18 protein-coding genes are annotated in these 18,367 nt (G+C 73.3%); 14 read left to right on the top strand and 4 right to left on the bottom strand.

Features of this window, described 5'->3' with window-relative positions; translation table 11 throughout:
- Window positions 1-113: 113 nt before the first annotated feature.
- The 7 genes from ACWDBB_RS12580 to ACWDBB_RS12550 all read left to right on the top strand — a co-directional run bounded on the left by ACWDBB_RS12580 (window position 114) and on the right by ACWDBB_RS12550 (window position 8,402).
- A complete protein-coding gene (locus ACWDBB_RS12580) occupies window positions 114-1,217 on the top strand; it encodes a sensor histidine kinase (RefSeq protein WP_392874529.1) in 1,104 nt (367 codons plus the stop codon).
- A 126-nt stretch (window positions 1,218-1,343) separates the two neighbouring features.
- Window positions 1,344-2,465, top strand: coding sequence for a phenylalanine--tRNA ligase subunit alpha (gene pheS / locus ACWDBB_RS12575; RefSeq protein WP_316520288.1), 1,122 nt, complete (start codon window positions 1,344-1,346; stop codon window positions 2,463-2,465).
- Window positions 2,465-4,966: a phenylalanine--tRNA ligase subunit beta gene (gene pheT, locus ACWDBB_RS12570; protein ID WP_449789545.1), complete on the top strand. Its 2,502-nt coding sequence runs from the start codon at window positions 2,465-2,467 to the stop codon at window positions 4,964-4,966. The genes pheS and pheT overlap by 1 nt, the downstream gene beginning before the upstream one ends.
- Before the next feature lie 122 nt (window positions 4,967-5,088).
- Entirely contained in the window at window positions 5,089-5,526 is a 438-nt protein-coding gene (locus tag ACWDBB_RS12565; protein ID WP_449789544.1) for a GntR family transcriptional regulator, read from the top strand.
- Entirely contained in the window at window positions 5,526-6,452 is a 927-nt protein-coding gene (locus ACWDBB_RS12560; RefSeq protein ID WP_449789543.1) for an ATP-binding cassette domain-containing protein, read from the top strand. The genes ACWDBB_RS12565 and ACWDBB_RS12560 overlap by 1 nt, the downstream gene beginning before the upstream one ends.
- On the top strand, window positions 6,449-7,414 hold the full coding sequence (locus ACWDBB_RS12555; RefSeq protein WP_449789542.1) for an ABC transporter permease subunit: 966 nt from the start codon (window positions 6,449-6,451) through the stop codon (window positions 7,412-7,414). Before ACWDBB_RS12560 ends, ACWDBB_RS12555 begins: the two co-directional genes overlap by 4 nt.
- Before the next feature lie 145 nt (window positions 7,415-7,559).
- Window positions 7,560-8,402: a chitosanase gene (locus ACWDBB_RS12550; protein WP_449789541.1), complete on the top strand. Its 843-nt coding sequence runs from the start codon at window positions 7,560-7,562 to the stop codon at window positions 8,400-8,402.
- Between the two features lie 73 nt (window positions 8,403-8,475).
- Here the strand turns inward: ACWDBB_RS12550 and ACWDBB_RS12545 are convergent, their stop codons facing one another.
- Window positions 8,476-9,345, bottom strand: a complete 870-nt coding sequence (locus ACWDBB_RS12545) for a 3-hydroxybutyryl-CoA dehydrogenase (protein WP_449789540.1) — start codon at window positions 9,343-9,345, stop codon at window positions 8,476-8,478.
- A 303-nt stretch (window positions 9,346-9,648) separates the two neighbouring features.
- On the opposite strand from ACWDBB_RS12545, the gene ACWDBB_RS12540 reads away from it, so the two are divergent.
- A complete protein-coding gene (locus ACWDBB_RS12540) occupies window positions 9,649-10,467 on the top strand; it encodes an SDR family NAD(P)-dependent oxidoreductase (RefSeq protein ID WP_449789539.1) in 819 nt (272 codons plus the stop codon).
- A 48-nt stretch (window positions 10,468-10,515) separates the two neighbouring features.
- Here ACWDBB_RS12540 and ACWDBB_RS12535 read toward each other — a convergent pair whose 3' ends face one another.
- Window positions 10,516-11,418: a polysaccharide deacetylase family protein gene (locus tag ACWDBB_RS12535; RefSeq protein ID WP_449789538.1), complete on the bottom strand. Its 903-nt coding sequence runs from the start codon at window positions 11,416-11,418 to the stop codon at window positions 10,516-10,518.
- A gap of 214 nt (window positions 11,419-11,632) precedes the next feature.
- Between ACWDBB_RS12535 and ACWDBB_RS12530 the strand changes: the two genes are divergently transcribed.
- From ACWDBB_RS12530 to ACWDBB_RS12520, 3 genes are all read left to right on the top strand, one after another.
- Entirely contained in the window at window positions 11,633-12,517 is an 885-nt protein-coding gene (locus ACWDBB_RS12530) for an SAM-dependent methyltransferase (protein ID WP_449789537.1), read from the top strand.
- Window positions 12,518-12,651: 134 nt separating this feature from the next.
- Window positions 12,652-13,206, top strand: a complete 555-nt coding sequence (locus ACWDBB_RS12525; protein ID WP_449789536.1) for an HD domain-containing protein — start codon at window positions 12,652-12,654, stop codon at window positions 13,204-13,206.
- A 45-nt stretch (window positions 13,207-13,251) separates the two neighbouring features.
- Window positions 13,252-13,758 carry an FBP domain-containing protein gene (locus tag ACWDBB_RS12520; RefSeq protein WP_449789535.1) on the top strand — a complete coding sequence of 169 codons (507 nt, stop codon included), beginning with the start codon at window positions 13,252-13,254 and terminating at the stop codon, window positions 13,756-13,758.
- Between the two features lie 105 nt (window positions 13,759-13,863).
- On the opposite strand, the gene ACWDBB_RS12515 is transcribed toward ACWDBB_RS12520, so the two are convergent.
- Together ACWDBB_RS12515 and ACWDBB_RS12510 are read right to left on the bottom strand one after the other, a co-directional pair.
- Window positions 13,864-14,238, bottom strand: a complete 375-nt coding sequence (locus ACWDBB_RS12515) for an RNA-binding S4 domain-containing protein (RefSeq protein WP_392874564.1) — start codon at window positions 14,236-14,238, stop codon at window positions 13,864-13,866.
- A 36-nt stretch (window positions 14,239-14,274) separates the two neighbouring features.
- The gene (locus ACWDBB_RS12510; protein ID WP_392874567.1) at window positions 14,275-14,679 is read right to left on the bottom strand and encodes a VOC family protein; all 405 of its coding nucleotides are present in this window, start codon (window positions 14,677-14,679) and stop codon (window positions 14,275-14,277) included.
- 79 nt (window positions 14,680-14,758) lie between these two features.
- Here ACWDBB_RS12510 and ACWDBB_RS12505 point away from each other — a divergent pair, with 79 nt between their 5' ends.
- The 3 genes from ACWDBB_RS12505 (at window position 14,759) to argJ (ending at window position 18,262) form a co-directional block, all read left to right on the top strand.
- A complete protein-coding gene (locus tag ACWDBB_RS12505; RefSeq protein ID WP_449789534.1) occupies window positions 14,759-15,970 on the top strand; it encodes a methyltransferase in 1,212 nt (403 codons plus the stop codon).
- A 94-nt stretch (window positions 15,971-16,064) separates the two neighbouring features.
- Window positions 16,065-17,093, top strand: a complete 1,029-nt coding sequence (argC, locus tag ACWDBB_RS12500; protein ID WP_449789533.1) for an N-acetyl-gamma-glutamyl-phosphate reductase — start codon at window positions 16,065-16,067, stop codon at window positions 17,091-17,093.
- Window positions 17,090-18,262, top strand: a complete 1,173-nt coding sequence (gene argJ / locus ACWDBB_RS12495) for a bifunctional glutamate N-acetyltransferase/amino-acid acetyltransferase ArgJ (protein WP_449789532.1) — start codon at window positions 17,090-17,092, stop codon at window positions 18,260-18,262. Before argC ends, argJ begins: the two co-directional genes overlap by 4 nt.
- Window positions 18,263-18,367: the final 105 nt, after the last annotated feature.

Here is an 18,367-nt window from a genome sequence, read left to right as displayed (position 1 = left end):
CCCGGGGGCGCGTCCGGATCACCCCCTTGCAAGCCCTACTGCACGGGCTCGGGAGGCGCTAGGGTCTGCCTCTGTGGGGGGAACGGCACGGTGGGTAATCGGGGAGGCAACCCATGGTCGGCAGCGGGCCCGAGCTCGACCCGGACGACCTGCCGGACGGCCTGGTGGTCGCCGACGCGCTGGGCCGGGTGGTCTGCTTCAACCGGGTCGCGGCCCGGCTCACCGGCGTGCTCCCGCAGGCCGCGCTCGGCAGTGAGCTGGAGGACGTCCTCCCGCTGGAGGACCTGGACGGCCGCCGCTGGTGGCAGCTGACCGACCCGTACGGCGGCCTGGCCATCCGCACCCGCCAGCCGGAGCGCAACCTGCTGCTGCCCGGGGGGCGCGAGGTGCTGGTCTCCGCCCGGTACGTGCGCAGCGCGCCGGGCGGGCCGCTGGAGCGGCTGGTGATCGCCCTGCGCGGCACCGAGGCCAGGCGCCGCACCGAGCGCAGCCACGCCGAGCTGATCGCCACCGTGGCGCACGAGCTGCGCTCCCCGCTCACCAGCGTCAAGGGCTTCACGGCGACGCTGCTGGCCAAGTGGGAGCGGTTCACCGACGGGCAGAAGCGGCTGATGCTGGAAACCGTCGACGCCGACGCCGACCGGGTCACCCGGCTGATCGCCGAACTGCTGGACATCTCCCGGATCGACTCCGGCCGGCTGGAGCTGCGCAAGCAGGTGGTCGACCTGGCCGCGGCGGTGCGCCGGCACGTCGAGCGCAAGGTCGCCACCGGCATCCCCGAGGACCGCTTCGACATCCGGATCAGCGAGCCGCTGACCGTCCTGTGGGCCGACCCGGACAAGGTCGACCAGGTGCTCGCCAACCTGCTGGAAAACGCGGTGCGGCACGGTGACGGAACTGTCACCATCGAGGTGGCACCGGCCAAGGAGGTCGTCGAGGCGCCCCTCTGGGAGCGCGACGGCACTCCACCCCGCATCGTGGAGGGCACAGCGGTCACCGTGAGCGACGAAGGCGGCGGGATCCCCGAGGAGTCGGTGCCCCGCGTCTTCACCCGCTTCTGGCGCGGCTCCAAGCGCGGCGGCACCGGCCTGGGCCTCTACATCGTCAAGGGCATCGTGGAAGCCCACGGCGGCTCGATCCGCGTCGACCGCGCCCCGGGCGCCGGCGCCCGGTTCCGATTCATCCTGCCCGCCGGGGTCCCGGACTTCATGCTCTAGGGCTCCGCGGGGGCGGGCTGCGGGGAAGCGGCGCCGAGCGGCGCTACACGCTGCGACTACACTCGACCTTTGGCGTTGACCCCAAGACCTTGAGCACGGACGAGCAGGAGCACGGGAAAGATAGAGATGTCGGCACCCAACAAGTCGTACGACCCGGTCGAGGTCGAGGCCCTCAAGCCCGAGGTGGTGGAGCAGGCGCGGGACGAGGCGATCGCCGCGTTCGCCGCCGCCGGCTCCCTGGACGAGCTGAAGCAGGCCAAGGTCGCCCACACCGGCGACCGCTCCGCGCTCTCGCTCGCGAACCGCGAGATCGGCGCCCTGCCCCCGCACGCCAAGGCGGCCGCCGGAAAGCTGATCGGCCAGGCCCGCGGGGCCGTCAACCAGGCCCTCGCCAAGCGGCAGGCCGAGCTGGAGGCCGAGCGGGACGCCCGCGTGCTGGTCGAGGAGGCGGTGGACGTCACGCTGCCGTACGACCGCGCCCCGCGCGGCGCCCGGCACCCGCTGACCACCATGGCCGAGCGCATCGAGGACACCTTCGTCGCGATGGGCTACCAGGTCGCCGAGGGCCCCGAGGTCGAGGCCGAGTGGCTCAACTTCGACGCCCTCAACCTGGGCCCGGACCACCCGGCCCGCTCGATGCAGGACACCTTCTTCGTCCAGGCCCCGGACGGCTCCGCCGACTCCGGCGTGGTGCTGCGCACCCAGACCTCCCCGGTCCAGGCCCGCACCATGCTCGACCGCGAGCCCCCCATCTACGTGGTGTGCCCGGGCCGGGTCTACCGGACCGACGAGCTGGACGCCACCCACACCCCGGTCTTCCGCCAGGTCGAGGGCCTCGCGGTGGACGAGGGCATCACCTTCGCCGACCTCAAGGGCACCATCGAGGTGCTGGTCGAGAAGCTGATCGGCGGCGGCCTGGAGCTGCGCTGGCGCCCCTCGTACTTCCCGTTCACCGAGCCGAGCGCGGAGATCGACCTCCAGTGCTTCGTGTGCCGCGGCGAGAGCGTCGGCAACCCGGACCGGCCGTGCCGGACCTGCTCCTCCGAGGGCTGGATCGAGCTCGGCGGCTGCGGCGTGGTCAACCCGCGGGTGCTGGTCGCCTGCGGTGTCGACCCCAACCGCTACAGCGGCTTCGCCTTCGGCCTGGGCCTGGAGCGGATCCTGATGAATCGTCACAACGTCGCCGACATGCGCGACATGGTCGAGGGTGACGTCCGCTTCACCCTCCCGTTCGGGATGGAGATCTGATGCGCGTCCCGCTTTCCTGGCTGCGCGAGTACGTCGACCTGCCGGCCGGCGAGACCGGTCGTGACGTCGCGGAGCGCCTGGTCCGGGCCGGCCTGGAGGTCGAGACCGTCGAGCAGCTCGGCGCGGACCTCAAGGGCCCGCTGGTGGTCGGCGAGGTGCTCTCCATCGAGGAGCTGTCCGGCTTCAAGAAGCCGATCCGGCACTGCTTCGTGAACGTCGGCGACGCCAACGGCACCGGCGAGCCGCAGGAGATCGTCTGCGGTGCGACGAACTTCGCCGTCGGCGACAAGGTCGTCGTCGTGCTCCCGGGCGCCGTGCTGCCCGGCCCGTTCCCGATCGCCGCCCGCAAGACCTACGGCCACACCTCGGCCGGCATGATCTGCTCCGCCCGCGAGCTGGGCATGGGCGACGACCACAACGGCATCATCGTGCTCCCGCCGGAGTACGAGCCCGGCACCGACGCCATCGAGCTGCTCCAGCTCGTCGACGAGGTGCTCGACATCGCCGTCACCCCGGACCGCGGCTACTGCCTGTCCATGCGCGGCGTGGCCCGTGAGGCCGCCGCCGCGTACGGGCTGCCGCTGGCCGACCCGGCGCTGCTCGACGTACCGCCGGCGAACTCCTTCGGCTACCTGGTGAAGGTCAACGACCAGGCCGGCTGCGACCGCTTCGTGGCCCGTACGGTCGTCGGCCTCGACCCGAACGCCAAGTCCCCGATCTGGCTCCAGCGCCGGCTGCAGAAGTCGGGCATCCGCCCGATCTCGCTGACCGTCGACATCACCAACTACGTGATGCTGGAGGTCGGCCAGCCGCTGCACGCCTACGACAAGCAGCGCGTGGACGGCCCGATCGTCGTCCGCCGGGCGGAGCAGGGCGAGGTGCTCACCACCCTCGACGGGGTCGAGCGCAAGCTCTCCGCCGAGGACCTGCTGATCTGCGACAACAGCGGCCCGATCGGCCTGGCCGGTGTGATGGGCGGCGCCTCCACCGAGATCCTCGACCCGGCCGCCGGCCCGGGCACCACCGAGGTGATCATCGAGGCGGCGCACTTCGACGCGGTCGCCATCGCCCGCAGCGCCAAGCGGCACAAGCTGCCCTCCGAGGCGTCCAAGCGCTTCGAGCGCGGCGTCGACCCGGAGGCCGCCCGCGCCGCCGCGCAGCGCGCCGTCGACCTGCTGGTCCTGATCGCCGGCGGTACCGCCGAGGCCGGGGTCACCGACATCGCCGCCCCGCACCCGGTGCGCACCATCACCATCGCCGCCGACCTGCCCGACCGGGTGGCCGGCACCGGGTACGGCCGCGAGACCGTCACCCGGCGCCTGCAGGAGATCGGCTGCTCGGTCTCCGGCGCCGACATCCTGGAGGTCACCCCGCCGACCTGGCGCCCCGACCTCACCGACCCGTACGACCTCGCCGAGGAGGTCATCCGGCTGGAGGGCTACGACAACGTCCCCGCCCGGATGCCCGACGTCCCCCCGGGCAAGGGCCTGACCGAGGCCCAGCGGGTGAACCGCCGGATCGGCGTCGCGCTGGCCGGGGCCGGCTACGTCGAGGTCAACAACTACCCGTTCCTCGGCGAGACCGCCTTCGAGGCGCTCGGCCTGGAGGCGGACGACCGGCGCCGCCGCACGGTGAAGCTGGTCAACCCGCTGAACGACGAGGAGCCGGCGCTGCGCACCACGCTGCTGCCGGGCCTGCTCGGCGCGCTGCGCCGCAACGTCGGCCGGGGCAACACCGACCTGGCGATCTTCGAGACCGGCACCGTCTTCCTGCCCAAGGACGAGCTGAGCGTGGCCCCGCGCCCGGCGGTCGACCACCGGCCCAGCGACGAGGAGCTGGCCGCGCTGGACGCCGCGCTGCCGGAGCAGCCGCGCCGCATCGCCGTCGCCCTCGCGGGCGAGCGGCTGCCCTCGGGCTGGTGGGGCAAGGGCGCCCAGGCCTCCTGGGCGGACGCCGTCGAGGCGGCCCGCACGGTGGCCCGGGCGGCCGGCATCGAGCTGACCGTCCGCCAGGGCCAGCTGGCGCCGTGGCACCCGGGCCGCTGCGCCGAGCTGCTGGTGGCGGGCACCGACCGGGTGGTCGGCCACGCCGGTGAGCTGCACCCGCGGGTCGTCAAGGCGCTCGGGCTGCCGGCCCGCACCGCCGCGATGGAGATCGACATCGACCTGCTCACCGCCGACGGCGCCGAGCGGGTCGGCGGCCCGACCGTCTCCGGCTTCCCGGTGGCGACCCAGGACGTCGCGCTGATCGTCGACACCGCCGTTCCGGCGGCCGAGGTCGAGGCCGCGCTGCGTGCCGGCGCGGGCGAACTGCTGGAGGCCATCCGGCTGTTCGACGTGTTCACCGGCGAGCAGGTCGGCGAGGGCAAGAAGTCGCTGGCGTACGCGCTGCGCTTCCGCGCGGTCGACCGCACCCTGACCGCCGACGAGGCCACCGCCGCCCGCGAGGCGGCCGTCGCCGAGGCCGTCGCCCGCACCGGCGCGGTGCTGCGCGGCGCCTGACGCGGCAGCGCCCGAGGAGGGCCCCGCCCCGGACCACGAGTCCGGGGCGGGGCCCTTTCCGTTTCCCGCCGCCTCCTCCGCGGAGTTGACGGCACCTCAGTCCGTGGTTTATTTCTTTACCTATGGAAGTAGATAAAGGCGCCGACCAGCCCTCCCCGATCGAGTTCCGTCTGGACCCGGCCTCCGGTGTCCCGACCTACCTGCAGCTCGTGCAGCAGGTCGAACAGGCGCTGCGGATGGGCTGGTTGACCGAGGGGGACCGGCTGCCCCGAGTGCGCGAGGTGGTGGCCGGCCTCGCGATCAACCCGAACACGGTGCTCAAGGCGTACCGCGAGCTGGAGCACCGCGGTCTCGCGGCCGGCCGCCGGGGCCAGGGCACCTTCGTACGGGGCCTGCCCGCCGGCGTGGTGCCGCTGCGCGAGCGGACCGCGCTGCGCCGGGGGCTGCTGGACTGGATGCGCTCGGCGCGGACCGTCGGGCTGGACGAGGAGGGGATGGCCGCGGTGTTCGAGGACGCGCTGCGCGACCTGCGCGAGGGCCGGGACGGGGTGGTGGCCTGATGGCCGTGGACACGGTGATCGACTGCGCCGGGCTCGGCAAGCGCTACCGCCGCTCCTGGGCGCTGCGGGACTGCCGGCTCGCCGTCCCCGCCGGGCACGTAGCGGCCCTGGTCGGCCCGAACGGCGCCGGCAAGACCACGCTGCTCGGCCTGGCCGCCGGACTGGTTCTGCCGAGCGAGGGCGCGCTGACCGTCCTCGGTGGCCAACCGCCCGGCTCGCCGCGCGCGTTGGACCGGGTCGGCTTCGTCGCCCAGAACGCCGCGCTCTACCCCGGCCTGCCGGTGCGCGACCTGCTGGCGATGGGCCGACACCTCAACCGCCGCTGGGACGAGGCCCGGGCGCGTACCCACCTGGACGGCCTCGGCATCCCGCTGGACCGCAGGTACGGCCGGCTCTCCGGCGGCCAGCAGGCCCAGGTCTCGCTCGCCCTGGCCCTCGCCAAGCGGCCCGAACTCCTGCTGCTGGACGAGCCGTTGGCGTCCCTCGACCCACTCGCCCGGCACGACTTCATGGCCGTGCTGCTGACCGCGGTGGCCGAGGACGGGATGTCCGTGGTGTTCTCCTCGCACGCCGTCAACGAGCTGGAGCAGAGCTGCGACTACCTGGTGGTGCTCGGCGGCGGCCGGGTCCAGGTGGCGGGGGAGGTGGACGACCTGTTGGCCGGCCACCGGATGCTGACCGGTCCGACCGCGGAGGCCGACACGGTCGCGCGGCGGCTGCCGGTGGTCCGCGACCGCCGGGCGGGCGTCCAGTCCCACCTGCTGGTGCGCACCGGCGGCCCGGACGCCCCGGTCTCCGGCTCCTGGCGCCAACAGCGTGTCGGACTGGAGGAGTTGGTGATCTCCTACCTGCGCGAACCGGCCGTCTCCGCCCTCCCCGGCCCGCGCGGGGCCGTCCCCCCGAACGCGAAGGTGCTGCTGCCGTGAGCTCCCTGTCCCTGGCCCCGCCCCGCTCCGCCGTCCTGCGGGCGGCCGTGCTGCGCCACCGGCCCGCGCTGCGGACCCTGCTGGGTGTCCTCGCCGGGTTCCTCGTCGTGCTGGGCGTCACCGGGTACTACATCCACGCAGCGCTGGACCGCTCCGGTGCGGCCGGGTGTGACATGGCGCTGCGGAGCTGCACCGAGCGGTGGAAGGAGTTCCTGCGCGAGTCCGGATCCGAGCTGATGGTCGGTGGGAATGTGACGTACTTCCTCGGGGGCGCCCTCGGGGCGTTCGTCGGATCCCCGCTGCTGGCCCGGGAGTTCGAGCACGGCACGGTCCGCTTCGCGTGGACCCAGGGGGCCGGGCGCACCCGCTGGACGGTCGGCGGGCTGGTGGTCGGCGGCAGTGCGCTGGCCGTCGCGACGGCCCTGGTGGCGGCGGTGCTCAGCTGGTGGATCGAACCGATGGCGGTCCACGGGGGGCGGTTCACTCCGTTGGTGTTCACCAGTGCCCCGCCCGCGCTGGTCGGACGGGTGCTGCTGGTCTTCGCGATCTCCGTGCTCGCCGGGGTGGTGCTGCGGCGGACGGTGGTGGCGCTGGGGATCGGGGTGGTGGCCTCGGTGGTGACCACCCTGGTGGCCGAGTCGCTGCGCTTCCACTACCGCCCACCGCTCGAGGACACCCTGCACACGCTCGCCCAGACCTCGCTGGACCACCGCTGGGAGGGCGGCATCCGGGTCACCGACCCGGCGGGGAACCGACTCGACCTCGGCCGGCTCTACGACCTGGGCGGCGACTACTACGGAGCTCAGAAGCTGCTGAGCGACGGCGGCTATTCGCTGCACGAGTCCTACCAGCCGGACAGCCGCTACTGGACGTTCCAGTTCATCGAGTTCGGCTGGATGGCCCTGCTCGCCGTGGCCCTGTGCGCGGCGGCGGTCTGGTGGGTGCGGCGCAGGGCGTTCTGACCCGGCGTCCGGTCGACGGCTGCGATCCGCGGTTCCGGGGTTTTCTTGAAGAGGTTCCGTCAAAACGCTTGCGCGAGTGCGGCCCGAGGGGTTTCCTTCTTCTCGTTAGGAAAGTTTCCTAACCCACGAGGAATCGGAGCGTCCCATGCGCCCTCAGCCCCGTCGTGCCCTCCGCATCGCCCTCGCCGCCGCCCTGGTGGCCGCGCCGCTCACCGTCGCGGCCACCTCGGCGGCCCAGGCCGCCCCGTCGCCGGCCGCCGTCGTCCGGCTCGCGGGGGTCGGGCTGGACGACCCGCACAAGAAGGACATCGCCATGCAGCTGGTGTCCAGCGCGGAGAACTCGTCGCTGGACTGGAAGGCCCAGTACAAGTACATCGAGGACATCAAGGACGGCCGCGGCTACACCGCCGGCATCATCGGCTTCTGCTCCGGCACCGGCGACATGCTGGAGCTGGTCCAGCACTACACCGACCTCAAGCCCGGCAACGTCCTGGCCAAGTACCTGCCGGCCCTGAAGAAGGTCAACGGCACCGACTCGCACGCCGGCCTCGGCTCCGCGTTCGAGAAGGACTGGGCCGCCGCCGCCAAGGACACCGTCTTCCAGCAGGCCCAGAACGACGAGCGCGACCGGGTGTACTTCAACCCCGCCGTCAATCAGGCCAAGAGCGACGGCCTGCGCGCGCTCGGCCAGTTCGCCTACTACGACGCCATCGTCATGCACGGCCCGGGCAACAGCTCGGACAGCTTCGGCGGCATCCGCGCCGCCGCGATGAAGAAGGCCAAGACCCCCGCCCAGGGCGGCGACGAGGCCACCTACCTCAAGGCCTTCCTGGACGCCCGCAAGGTGGTCATGAAGAAGGAGGAGGCGCACTCCGACACCAGCCGGGTGGACACCGAGCAGCTGGTCTTCCTCAACGCCAAGAACTTCGACCTCAACCCGCCGCTGAAGTGGAAGGTCTACGGCGACAGCTACACCATCAACAGCTGACGCCGCACCGGACAGCGGGGCCCGGCGGCCGTGAACCGGCCGCCGGGCCCCGCTGTCCGGGAGCGCCGGGGTGTCAGGCGCTCGCGGTGTAGTCGTAGAAGCCCCGGCCGGACTTGCGGCCCAGCAGGCCCGCGTCCACCATCCGGGAGAGCAGCGGGGGAGCGGCGTACAGCGGCTCCTTGTACTCGTCGTACATCGACTCGGCGATCGAGACGATGGTGTCCAGGCCGATCAGGTCGCACAGCCGCAGCGGGCCCATCGGGTGGGCGCAGCCGGCCTCCATGCCCTTGTCGATGTCCGAGGCGGTGGCCACGCCCGACTCGAACATCCGCACCGCGGACAGCAGGTACGGCACCAGCAGCGCGTTGACCACGAAGCCGGCCCGGTCGCGGGCGCGGATCGGCTCCTTGCCGAGCACCTGGGAGGCGAAGGCCTCCACCCGCTCGGTGGTGGTCGCCGAGGTGGTCAGCGTGGGGATGACCTCGACCAGCTTCTGCACCGGCGCCGGGTTGAAGAAGTGCAGGCCGATCACCTGCTCCGGGCGGGTGGTGGCGGCGGCCAGCTTCACGATCGGGATCGAGGAGGTGTTGGAGGCGAGGATCGCGTCGCGGCGCTCGATCACCCGGTCCAGGGTCTCGAAGATCCCGACCTTGATGTCCTCGCGCTCGGCGACGGCCTCGACCACCAGGTCGCGGTCGGCGAAGTCGGACAGTTCGACGGTGAAGGACAGCCGGGCCAGCGCCTCGTCCCGCTGCTCGGGCGTCAGCTTGCCCCGCTTGACCGCCGTCTCCAGGGAGTTGGTCAGCCGGGTGCGGCCGAACTCCAGCGCCTCACCGCTGGCCTCCGACACCAGGACGTCCAGCCCGGCCCGGGCGAAGACCTCGGCGATGCCCGACCCCATCAGGCCGCAGCCGATCACTCCGACGCGCGCGATGTCACTCACTCAGTTGCCCTTCGACGGTGCTGGGGGTCGCCCAGCTACGGGTGGCCCAGCGAGCTGCTGGACGACGGGCCGGTGTACCGGAATGGGTGCACCGGTCACCGCCCCGACGACGTTACTACTCCGTACCGGCCAGTAGGTCACCCCCTCCCCGGCAGGGTGCCACCGGCGGGAATCCCCCGAACGGGTGAGGCAGGGGCCCCGGTCCCGTGTGCCCGGGGCCGGCTCCACCGCTCGGCCGACAGAATGCCGCAGAGGGGGACGGGGCCGAAGCGGACAGGGCCGGGGGCACGAAGGGAGCACAGCGTGTCGACGGTAACGCTCGCAGGACAGGTCGCCCTGATCACCGGCGCAGGCCGGGGCATCGGCCGGGAGCTCGCCATCGGCCTGGCCGCCGAGGGGATGTCCGTCGGCCTGGTCGGCCGCACCCACGAGACCCTGACCGACACCCTCAAGGAGTGCGTCAAGCGCGGCTCCCGGGGCGTCGCCGTGACCGCCGACGTCACCCGCCCGGGCTCGGTGCGCGAGGCGGTCCGGGTGGTCGAGCGCGACCTCGGGCCGACCAACCTGCTGATCAACAACGCCGGCCTGGTCGACCGCGCCGAGGTGCCGCTCTGGGAGACCGACGCCAACCAGTGGTGGCAGGTGATCGAGACCAACCTGCGCGGCCCCTACAACCTGCTGCGCTGCGTGCTGCCCGGCATGGTCGCCCGCCGGCGCGGCCGGGTGATCAACCTCAACTCGGGCTTCGCGCTGCGCCCGGACGGCAACTACACCGCGTACGCCACCTCCAAGGGCGCGCTGCTCCAGCTCTCCGACAACATGGCGGACTCGCTCGCCCGCAACGGCATCGTGGTCCTCGACATCAGCCCGGGCGCGGTGGCCACCGACATGACCGCCGGGATGCCGATGTTCCGGGACACCACGGCCTGGGGCTCCATCCCGTACATGGTGGCCGTCACCGTGGACGCCGCCCGCGGCCGCTTCGACGGGCTGCACGGCCGGTTCATCCACGCCGGCCGGGACAACCTGGAGGAGCTGGTCAACCGCGCCGACGCGATCAGCGCCGCGGACGCCCGCACGCTGAGGCTGCGCCCGTACAAGGACGACGACCCGATGGTCTGACCGGGTGTCCGGGCCGGAGCGTTCGGGTGCCCGGGCCGGGGCCGGGGGTCAGGCGCAGAGCTGGCTGGCGGTCACCGGCTTGAGCCCCGCCTTGGCCAGGCCGTCCAGGATCGCGGGCAGCGCGTCCACCGTGCACTGGTGCCCCATGTGCAGTGCCACCACTGAGCCGCCGCGCGCCGAGTTCAGCACCCGGCGCTGCAGCTCGGCGGCCGAGGGGTCGTTGTAGTCGCGCGGGTCCACGTCGAAGGACAGCACGTGCTCGTACCCGACCGCCTTGGCCTGCTCGCGCACCATCGGGGTGGCGTACTGCGCGGCGGAGGGGCGGAACCAGCGGCCGATCGAGCCGGTGAGCTTCTGCAGGCGCTCCGCGCACTGGGCGATCTCGGCACGGGCCTGCTCCGGTGTCATGGCCGAGATGTTGAGGTGGTTCTGGGTGTGGTTGCCCAGCTCGTGGCCGCCGTCCAGGATCCGCCGGGCCATCTGCGGCTGCTGGTCGAGCCAGCTGCCGACGACCATCACGGTCAGCCTGGCGCCGCGCTGCTCGGCGACCTCCAGCAGCGCGGTGGCCAGCTTCGGGTCGCCGCTGCCGTGGAAGGTGAGCGCCACGTTCCTGCCGGTGCGAGGCCCGTACGCGACCTCGACCGGGGTGCCCGGCGCGAGCGGCGGCAGCACCGGCGGGGCCGGCGGGGTGGACGGCTCGGCGGCGGTCGGCTCGCCGTCGGGCCGGGCTTCCGCCGGGACGGTGGGCGTGGCGGAGGCCGGGCCCTCGCCGCCGCTCCAGGCCGGGTCGGTGGTGTGCTGCGGGTCCACGGTGCCGGGGTGCGCGGCCAGCGCCCCCGGGTCGGCCCGGCGGAGGTTCCCGGTGCCGCAGGCGGTGAGCAGGCCGCCCGCGGCGGCGAGGGCGGCGAGGCGGACGGTGGAGTGCAGTACGGTGCGGCGGTCGGCAGTCATCGGCAGCCAGCATAGAGAGGACGGCTCCGGCGGGCGATCCGGTCCGTCCGGTCGGCCGGACCGGCCTTGACGTGCACACACTCTGTCGCCGGCAGTTGCGTAAACCTGAACTCCCGCTGTTTCCGTGCCGTGTCCTTGGATACGATCGCCGCGCACCGCGTGTTGACAGGCGGTGGCCAAACTCTTCCGGTATTGCGCATTGGGGGCGGACAGGATGTACGAGGACGGCGCGGCGACCGGCCGGGGCACGGACACCGAGTGGGACTGGGCCAGAACCGACGACTGGCAGCCGCCGAGCGAGCTGGACACCGGCGTCCCGCACACCGCCCGGATGTACGACTACTACCTCGGCGGCAAGGACAACTTCGAGGCCGACCGCAAGGCCGCCCAGGCCGCGATAGCGGCCTACCCCGCGCTGCCGCTGCTGGCCCGCACCAACCGGCAGTTCCTCGGCCGCGCCGTGGAGTTCGTGGCGGGCCGGGGCGTGCGCCAGTTCGTCGACATCGGCACCGGCATCCCGGCCGTCGGCTCCACCAGCGAGGTCGCCCAGCGGGTCGCCCCGGACGCCCGGGTGGTGTACGTGGACAACGACCCGATCGTCGCCACCCACGCCCGCGCCCTGCTGGCGAGCCACCCCGCCGGGCACACCTCGGTGATCGAGGCCGACCTGCGGGACCCGGCCGCGATCCTCGGCCACCCCGCGCTGGCCGGCGCCATCGACCTCTCCCAGCCGGTCGCGCTGATGCTCGTCGCCGTGCTGCACTTCATCCGGGACGAGGACGGCGCCCAGCAGATCGTCCACACCCTGCGCGACGCGCTCGCCCCCGGCAGCGCGCTGATCCTCTCCCACGGCAGCCCGGACTTCGCCTCCCGCGAGAGCGCCTCCGCGGGCACCCGCGTCTACCGCAGCGCCAGCGCCCCGCTCGTGCTGCGCTCCCGCGCCGGCGTCGAGCCCTTCTTCGGCGACTTCGAGTTCGCCGGCCCCGGGCTCGTCCAGCTCCCGCTCTGGCGTCCCACCGCGGGCCACGTTCCCACCACCGAACTCCCCGAGGGCTGGCAGGACGTGTCGGCGTACGCCGGCGTCGCCTTCAAGAAGTGACCTCAGCCGGCCTCCGGTAGTTCTCGGTCGTTCGCTCAGGTCCGGTCCCGGCGCCCCCTCCTACGCCGGGACCGGACCGTCGAAGCCTACGTACCCCCACTGACAGACCCTCACCGTCCCGGCTACCCTGCGGCGTGACCGCCACCGCCCTGCCGCCGCTGCCCCCGGACGTCGCCGAACTGCTGCGCGCCCTCGACGCCCCGCCCCGCCTGGTCGCCCACCTCGCCCTGGTGCACGAAGTGGCCGAGGAGATCACCGGGTTCTGCGCCCGCGAGGGCCTGGTCTTCGACCGCGAGGCCGTCCTCTACGGCGCCGCCACCCACGACATCGGCAAGACCGTCCACCCCGAGGAGCTCTCCGCCCCCGGCTCCAGGCACGAGCCCGCCGGACACGCCCTGCTGCTCGCCCACGGCGTCCCCGAGCACCTCGCCCGCTTCGCCCGCACCCACGCGAGCTGGGGCGGCCCCGGTGTCACCGTCGAGTCGCTGCTGGTCAGCCTGGCCGACAAGGCCTGGAAGGACAAGCGGGTCCGGGGCCTGGAGGACCTGGTGGTCGAGCGCCTCGCCGCCGCCGGCGGACGGGAGCGCTGGGAGGTCTTCCTCGCCCTGGACGACCTGCTCAGCCGGATCGGCGAGGACGCCCCGCGCCGGCTCGCCGTCCAGGCCGCCCACCCGGTGCGGACCGGGTGAAAATCGGCGCGACACGGCCGGTCGGCGGGTGTTAGCTTCCGCGGCATGGAATCCCTGGGTGAGAACGAGATCCGCGCGTCCTTCGTCAACTGCTCCAAGGGCGAGGCCCGTCGGCTCAACCTGCCCCGGGGCCTGGCCGAACTGCCCTGGGAGAACCTGGACTTCCTCGGCTGGCGGGACCAGGGCGCGCCCGACCGGGCGTACCTGGTGGCGCCGTACGGGGGCGAGCTGGTCGGCGTGACGCTGCGCTCGCCGGTGATCCGGCGCAGCCTGACCAAGACCAACGTGTGCTCGCTGTGCATCACCTCGCACGCCGGGTCGGGGGTGGCGCTGCTCGCCGCCCGCCGGGCCGGGGCGGCCGGGCGCGAGGGCAACACGGTCGGCACCTACATCTGCGCCGACCTCGCCTGCTCGCTCTACGTGCGCGGGCTGAAGAAGTCCACCCTGGTCACCCGGCCCGACGAGTCGCTGCCGCTGGAGCTGCAGATCGACCGTACGGTGGCCAACCTCGACGGCTTCCTCGCCAAGGTGCTCGCGACCGCGGCCGCGTAACGGCTCCGGGGCTCTCCGCACCCGGGGCTCTCCGCACCCGGGGCTCTCCGCATCCGAGGCTCTCCGCACCCGCGGCCCCGGCGTCCGGGGCCGCTCAGTGCCCGCTCAGTGCCCACGCAGCTGGTCCAGCTCGCGGCGCTCCCGCTTGGTCGGCCGCCCGGTCCCGCGGTCCCGGGTCCCGGCCGCCGCGACGAACTCGCGCGGCGGCCGCGGCGGGCTGTTGTCGACCAGGCACTCCGCCGCGACCGCGGCGCCGACCCGCTTGCGGATCAACTGCCGCACGACCACGACCCGCTCGTACCCCTCCTCGCGGACCCGCACCTCGTCGCCGGGCTTCAGCGCCTGCGCGGGCTTGGCCCGCTCGCCGTTCACCTTGACGTGCCCGGCGCGGCAGGCGGCCGCCGCCAGCGCCCGCGTCTTGACCAGCCGGACCGACCAGATCCAGCTGTCCACCCGCACGCTTCCCTCGTGTTCAGCCATCCTCGGAGCCTACCCAAGGCCGGGGGCCGGTCCGCCCTACGCGGCGCGCGGCGCCTCCTGCACCGCCCAGCCGTTCCCGTCCGGGTCGTTGAAGAACACGAAGTTGTTCCAGGCCTCGCCGTGCCCGTCGACCCGGCCCCCCGCCACGAAGTGCTGGACCGGGCTGACCTGCACGCCCCTGGCCTGCAGCTCGGCGTGCGCCCGCTCGATGTCGGGCACCACCAGCTGGAGCCCCTTGACCGAGCCGGGCGGCGAGTCGATCACCCCCTCGCCCACCACGATCGAGCAGGGCGAGCCGGGGGGCGTCAGCTGGACCACCCGGACCCCGTCCCGGAGCAGGGTGTCGTGGTTGACGGTGAACCCGGCCTGCTCCTCGTAGAAGAGCTTCGAGCGGTCCACGTCGGACACCGGGACCACCACGACTTCGAGTTTCCACTCCATCACCCTCACCCCTCTCGGCCGGGCCCTTCCAGTATCCGTCCGTAACCGCCGCCGGGAGGTCGGATAGCCTGAGAACACGATGAATCCCCAGACCACGCCCGCCGCGACCCCGCCGGACACCGCCTTCGCCACCCCGTGGGGCACCTTCGAACTCACCCGCTTCCCCGAGGATCCGCGCGAGCGGCTGCGGGCCTGGGACGCCGCCGACGAGTACCTGCTGCGCCACCTCGCGGGCGAGGCGGACAGCGCGGCCGGCGCCGCGACCGGGCTGGCCGACCGCACGGTCGCCGTCCTCGGCGACCGCTGGGGCGCGCTGACCACCGCGCTCGCCGACTACCGACCGTTCCAGATCACCGATTCCCACCTCGGCCGCCGGGCCACCCTGGCCAACCTGGCCAGGGTGGGCGCCGTCGTCGAGGAGTCCCGGCTGCTCACCACCCGGGACACCCCGCCGGAGCGGATCGACGTGCTGCTGGTGCGCGTCCCCAAGAGCCTGGCCCTGCTGGAGGACCAGCTGCACCGGCTCGCCCCCGCCCTCCACGAGGACACGGTGGTGATCGGCACCGGCATGGTCACCGAGATCCACACCTCGACGCTCCGGCTCTTCGAGCGGATCCTCGGCCCGACCCGCACCTCGCTGGCCGCCCGCAAGGCCCGGCTGATCTTCTGCGCCCCCGACCGGGCGCTCGACCCCGGCCCCAACCCGTGGCCGCACCGCTACGCGCTGCCCCCGGACATCGGCCCCGTCTCCGGCCGTACCGTCGTCAACCACGCGGGCACCTTCTGCGCCGATCGGCTGGACATCGGCACCCGCTTCCTCCTCGCCCACCTGCCCGTCCCCGCCCCGGGCGCCCGCGTGGTGGACCTCGGCTGCGGCAACGGCGTGGTCGGTACGGCCGCCGCGCTGGCCGGGCCCGGCGCGGAGCTGGTGTTCGTGGACGAGTCGTACCAGGCGGTGGCCTCCGCCGAGGAGACCTTCCGCACCAACCTGGGCCCGGACGCCGCGGCCGAGTTCCTGACGGCCGACGCCCTGGCCGCGGACGCGGTGGCGCCCGGCTCGGTGGACCTGGTGCTCAACAACCCGCCGTTCCACTCCCACCAGGCCACCACCGACGCCACCGCCTGGCGGATGTTCACCGGCGCCAAGCGGGCGCTGCGGCCCGGCGGGGAGCTCTGGGTGGTCGGCAACCGCCACCTCGGTTACCACGTCAAGCTGCGCCGCCTCTTCGGCAACTGCCAACTCGTCGCCGGGAACCCCAAGTTCGTGGTGCTGCGAGCCGTGAAGCGCTGACCCCGCCGCCCCGCCCCGGCGGGGGTCCGGCGCGAACTCCTTGCATGAATTTTCCACCGCGCGTATATTCATGCCAAGACGAAGGAGGAACGCCATGGCATTGCGAGTCGCCGTCGCCGGCGCGAGCGGTTACGCGGGCGGCGAGGTGCTGCGCCTGCTGCTCGGCCATCCGGAGGTGGAGATCGGGGCGCTGACCGGCGGCTCGAACGCGGGCACCAGACTGGGCACGCTCCAGCCGCACCTCCTCCCGCTCGCCGACCGCGTCCTCGAGGCCACCACCTCCAAGGTGCTGGCCGACCACGACGTGGTGTTCCTGGCCCTGCCGCACGGTCAGTCCGCGGCCGTCGCCGAGGAGCTCGGCCCGAACGTCCTGGTGATCGACTGCGGCGCCGACTTCCGGCTCAAGGCCGCCACCGACTGGGAGCAGTTCTACGGTTCCGCACACGCCGGCACCTGGCCCTACGGCCTGCCCGAACTCCCCGGCCACCGCGCCGCGTTGGCGGGCAGCAACCGGATCGCCGTACCCGGCTGCTACCCGACGGCCGTCTCTCTCGCGCTGTTCCCCGCGTACGCCGCGCAGCTCGCCGAACCGGAGGCCGTGGTGGTCGCCGCCTCCGGCACCTCCGGCGCCGGCAAGGCCGCCAAGCCGCACCTGCTGGGCAGCGAGGTGATGGGCAGCGTCAGCCCGTACGGCGTCGGTGGCGTCCACCGGCACACCCCGGAGATGGCCCAGAACCTCTCCCCGCTGGCGGGCGAGCCGGTCACCGTCTCCTTCACCCCCACCCTCGTCCCGATGCCGCGCGGCATCCTCGCCACCTGCTCGGCCAAGGCCAGGCCCGGGGTGACGGCGCAGAGCCTGCGCACCGCGTACACCGAGGCCTTCGCGGACGAGCCCTTCGTCCACCTGCTGCCCGAGGGGCAGTGGCCGCAGACCAGCAGCGTCTACGGCGCCAACACCGCCCTGGTCCAGGTCGCCCTGGACGCCGCCGCCGGGCGGATCATCGCGATCAGCGCGATCGACAACCTGGTCAAGGGCACCGCCGGCGGCGCGGTGCAGAGCATGAACATCGCCCTCGGTCTGCCCGAGGGGCTCGGCCTTCCCGTGAACGGAGTCGCACCGTGAGCAAGAGCACGAACGTCGGAGTGACCGCCGCCAAGGGCTTCCGGGCCGCCGGCGTGACCGCGGGCATCAAGGCCTCCGGCACCCCCGACCTCGCCCTGGTGGTCAACGACGGCCCTTCGCTCGCCGCGGCCGGCGTCTTCACCGCCAACCGGGTCAAGGCGGCACCGGTGCTCTGGTCCGAGCAGGTCCTCAAGGGCGGCCGGGTCTCCGCCGTCGTCCTCAACTCCGGCGGCGCCAACGCCTGCACCGGCCCGCTCGGCTTCCAGGACACCCACGCCACCGCGGAGAAGGTCGCCGCCGAGCTGGGCCTGAACGCGGGCGAGGTCGCCGTCGCCTCCACCGGCCTGATCGGCGTACGGCTGCCGATGGACATCCTGCTCCCCGGGGTCGCGCTCGCCGCCGGCGAACTCGCCGAGGACGGCGGCGAGGCCGCCGCGATCGCCATCAAGACCACCGACACGGTGCACAAGACCGCCCAGTACACCAGCCCGGCCGGCTGGACGGTCGGCGGCATGGCCAAGGGCGCGGGCATGCTCGCCCCGAGCCTCGCCACCATGCTGGTCGTCCTCACCACCGACGCCGACCTGGACGGCGCCGCCCTGGACACCGCGCTGCGCGGCGCCACCCGCACCACCTTCGACCGGATCGACTCCGACGGCTGCATGTCGACCAACGACACCGTGCTGCTGCTCGCCTCCGCCGCCTCCGGCGTCACCCCGGAGCAGGCCGAGTTCGCCGAGGCCGTCCGCACGGTCAGCGCCGACCTGGCCCGTCAGCTGATCGGCGACGCCGAGGGCGCGAGCAAGGAGATCCGGATCGACGTCACCGGCGCCGCCACCGAGGACGAGGCGGTCGAGGTCGCCCGGACGATCAGCCGCAACAACCTGCTCAAGTGCGCCATCCACGGCGAGGACCCCAACTGGGGCCGGGTGCTGGCCGCGATCGGCACCACCTCCGCCGCCTTCGACCCGAACGAACTGGACGTCGCCATCAACGGCGTCTGGGTGTGCAAGTCCGGCGGCGTCGGCGAGGACCGCGACCTGGTGGACATGAAGGGCCGCGAGGTCGTCATCACGGCGAACCTCAACGCCGGCCCGGCGGGCGCCACGCTGTGGACCAACGACCTGACGGCCGACTACGTTCACGAGAACAGCGCCTACTCGACCTGACCGGCGTCACTTCGTCCGCGACACCCTGAGCCGCGACACCCCGGGCCGCGACACCCGATCCGCGACATCCTCCCCCAGCCTCCGGCCGGGGGGACCCCCATCGAC

The organism is Kitasatospora sp. NPDC001095 (assembly GCF_053598615.1).
Note: the sequence above shows the minus strand (reverse complement) of the source record. Positions and strands in the feature narration are given on the sequence as shown.

Excerpts from the sequence above, each read along its gene's own strand:
- ACWDBB_RS12580 (WP_392874529.1), top strand. The coding sequence starts at position 114 with ATGGTCGGCAGCGGGCCCGAGCTCGACCCGGACGACCTGCCGGACGGC.
- pheS (WP_316520288.1), top strand. The coding sequence starts at position 1,344 with ATGTCGGCACCCAACAAGTCGTACGACCCGGTCGAGGTCGAGGCCCTC.
- pheT (WP_449789545.1), top strand. The coding sequence starts at position 2,465 with ATGCGCGTCCCGCTTTCCTGGCTGCGCGAGTACGTCGACCTGCCGGCC.
- ACWDBB_RS12565 (WP_449789544.1), top strand. The coding sequence starts at position 5,089 with ATGGAAGTAGATAAAGGCGCCGACCAGCCCTCCCCGATCGAGTTCCGT.
- ACWDBB_RS12560 (WP_449789543.1), top strand. The coding sequence starts at position 5,526 with ATGGCCGTGGACACGGTGATCGACTGCGCCGGGCTCGGCAAGCGCTAC.
- ACWDBB_RS12550 (WP_449789541.1), top strand. The coding sequence starts at position 7,560 with ATGCGCCCTCAGCCCCGTCGTGCCCTCCGCATCGCCCTCGCCGCCGCC.
- ACWDBB_RS12535 (WP_449789538.1), bottom strand. The coding sequence starts at position 11,418 with ATGACTGCCGACCGCCGCACCGTACTGCACTCCACCGTCCGCCTCGCC.
- ACWDBB_RS12530 (WP_449789537.1), top strand. The coding sequence starts at position 11,633 with ATGTACGAGGACGGCGCGGCGACCGGCCGGGGCACGGACACCGAGTGG.
- ACWDBB_RS12520 (WP_449789535.1), top strand. The coding sequence starts at position 13,252 with ATGGAATCCCTGGGTGAGAACGAGATCCGCGCGTCCTTCGTCAACTGC.
- ACWDBB_RS12515 (WP_392874564.1), bottom strand. The coding sequence starts at position 14,238 with ATGGCTGAACACGAGGGAAGCGTGCGGGTGGACAGCTGGATCTGGTCG.
- ACWDBB_RS12510 (WP_392874567.1), bottom strand. The coding sequence starts at position 14,679 with ATGGAGTGGAAACTCGAAGTCGTGGTGGTCCCGGTGTCCGACGTGGAC.
- ACWDBB_RS12505 (WP_449789534.1), top strand. The coding sequence starts at position 14,759 with ATGAATCCCCAGACCACGCCCGCCGCGACCCCGCCGGACACCGCCTTC.
- argC (WP_449789533.1), top strand. The coding sequence starts at position 16,065 with ATGGCATTGCGAGTCGCCGTCGCCGGCGCGAGCGGTTACGCGGGCGGC.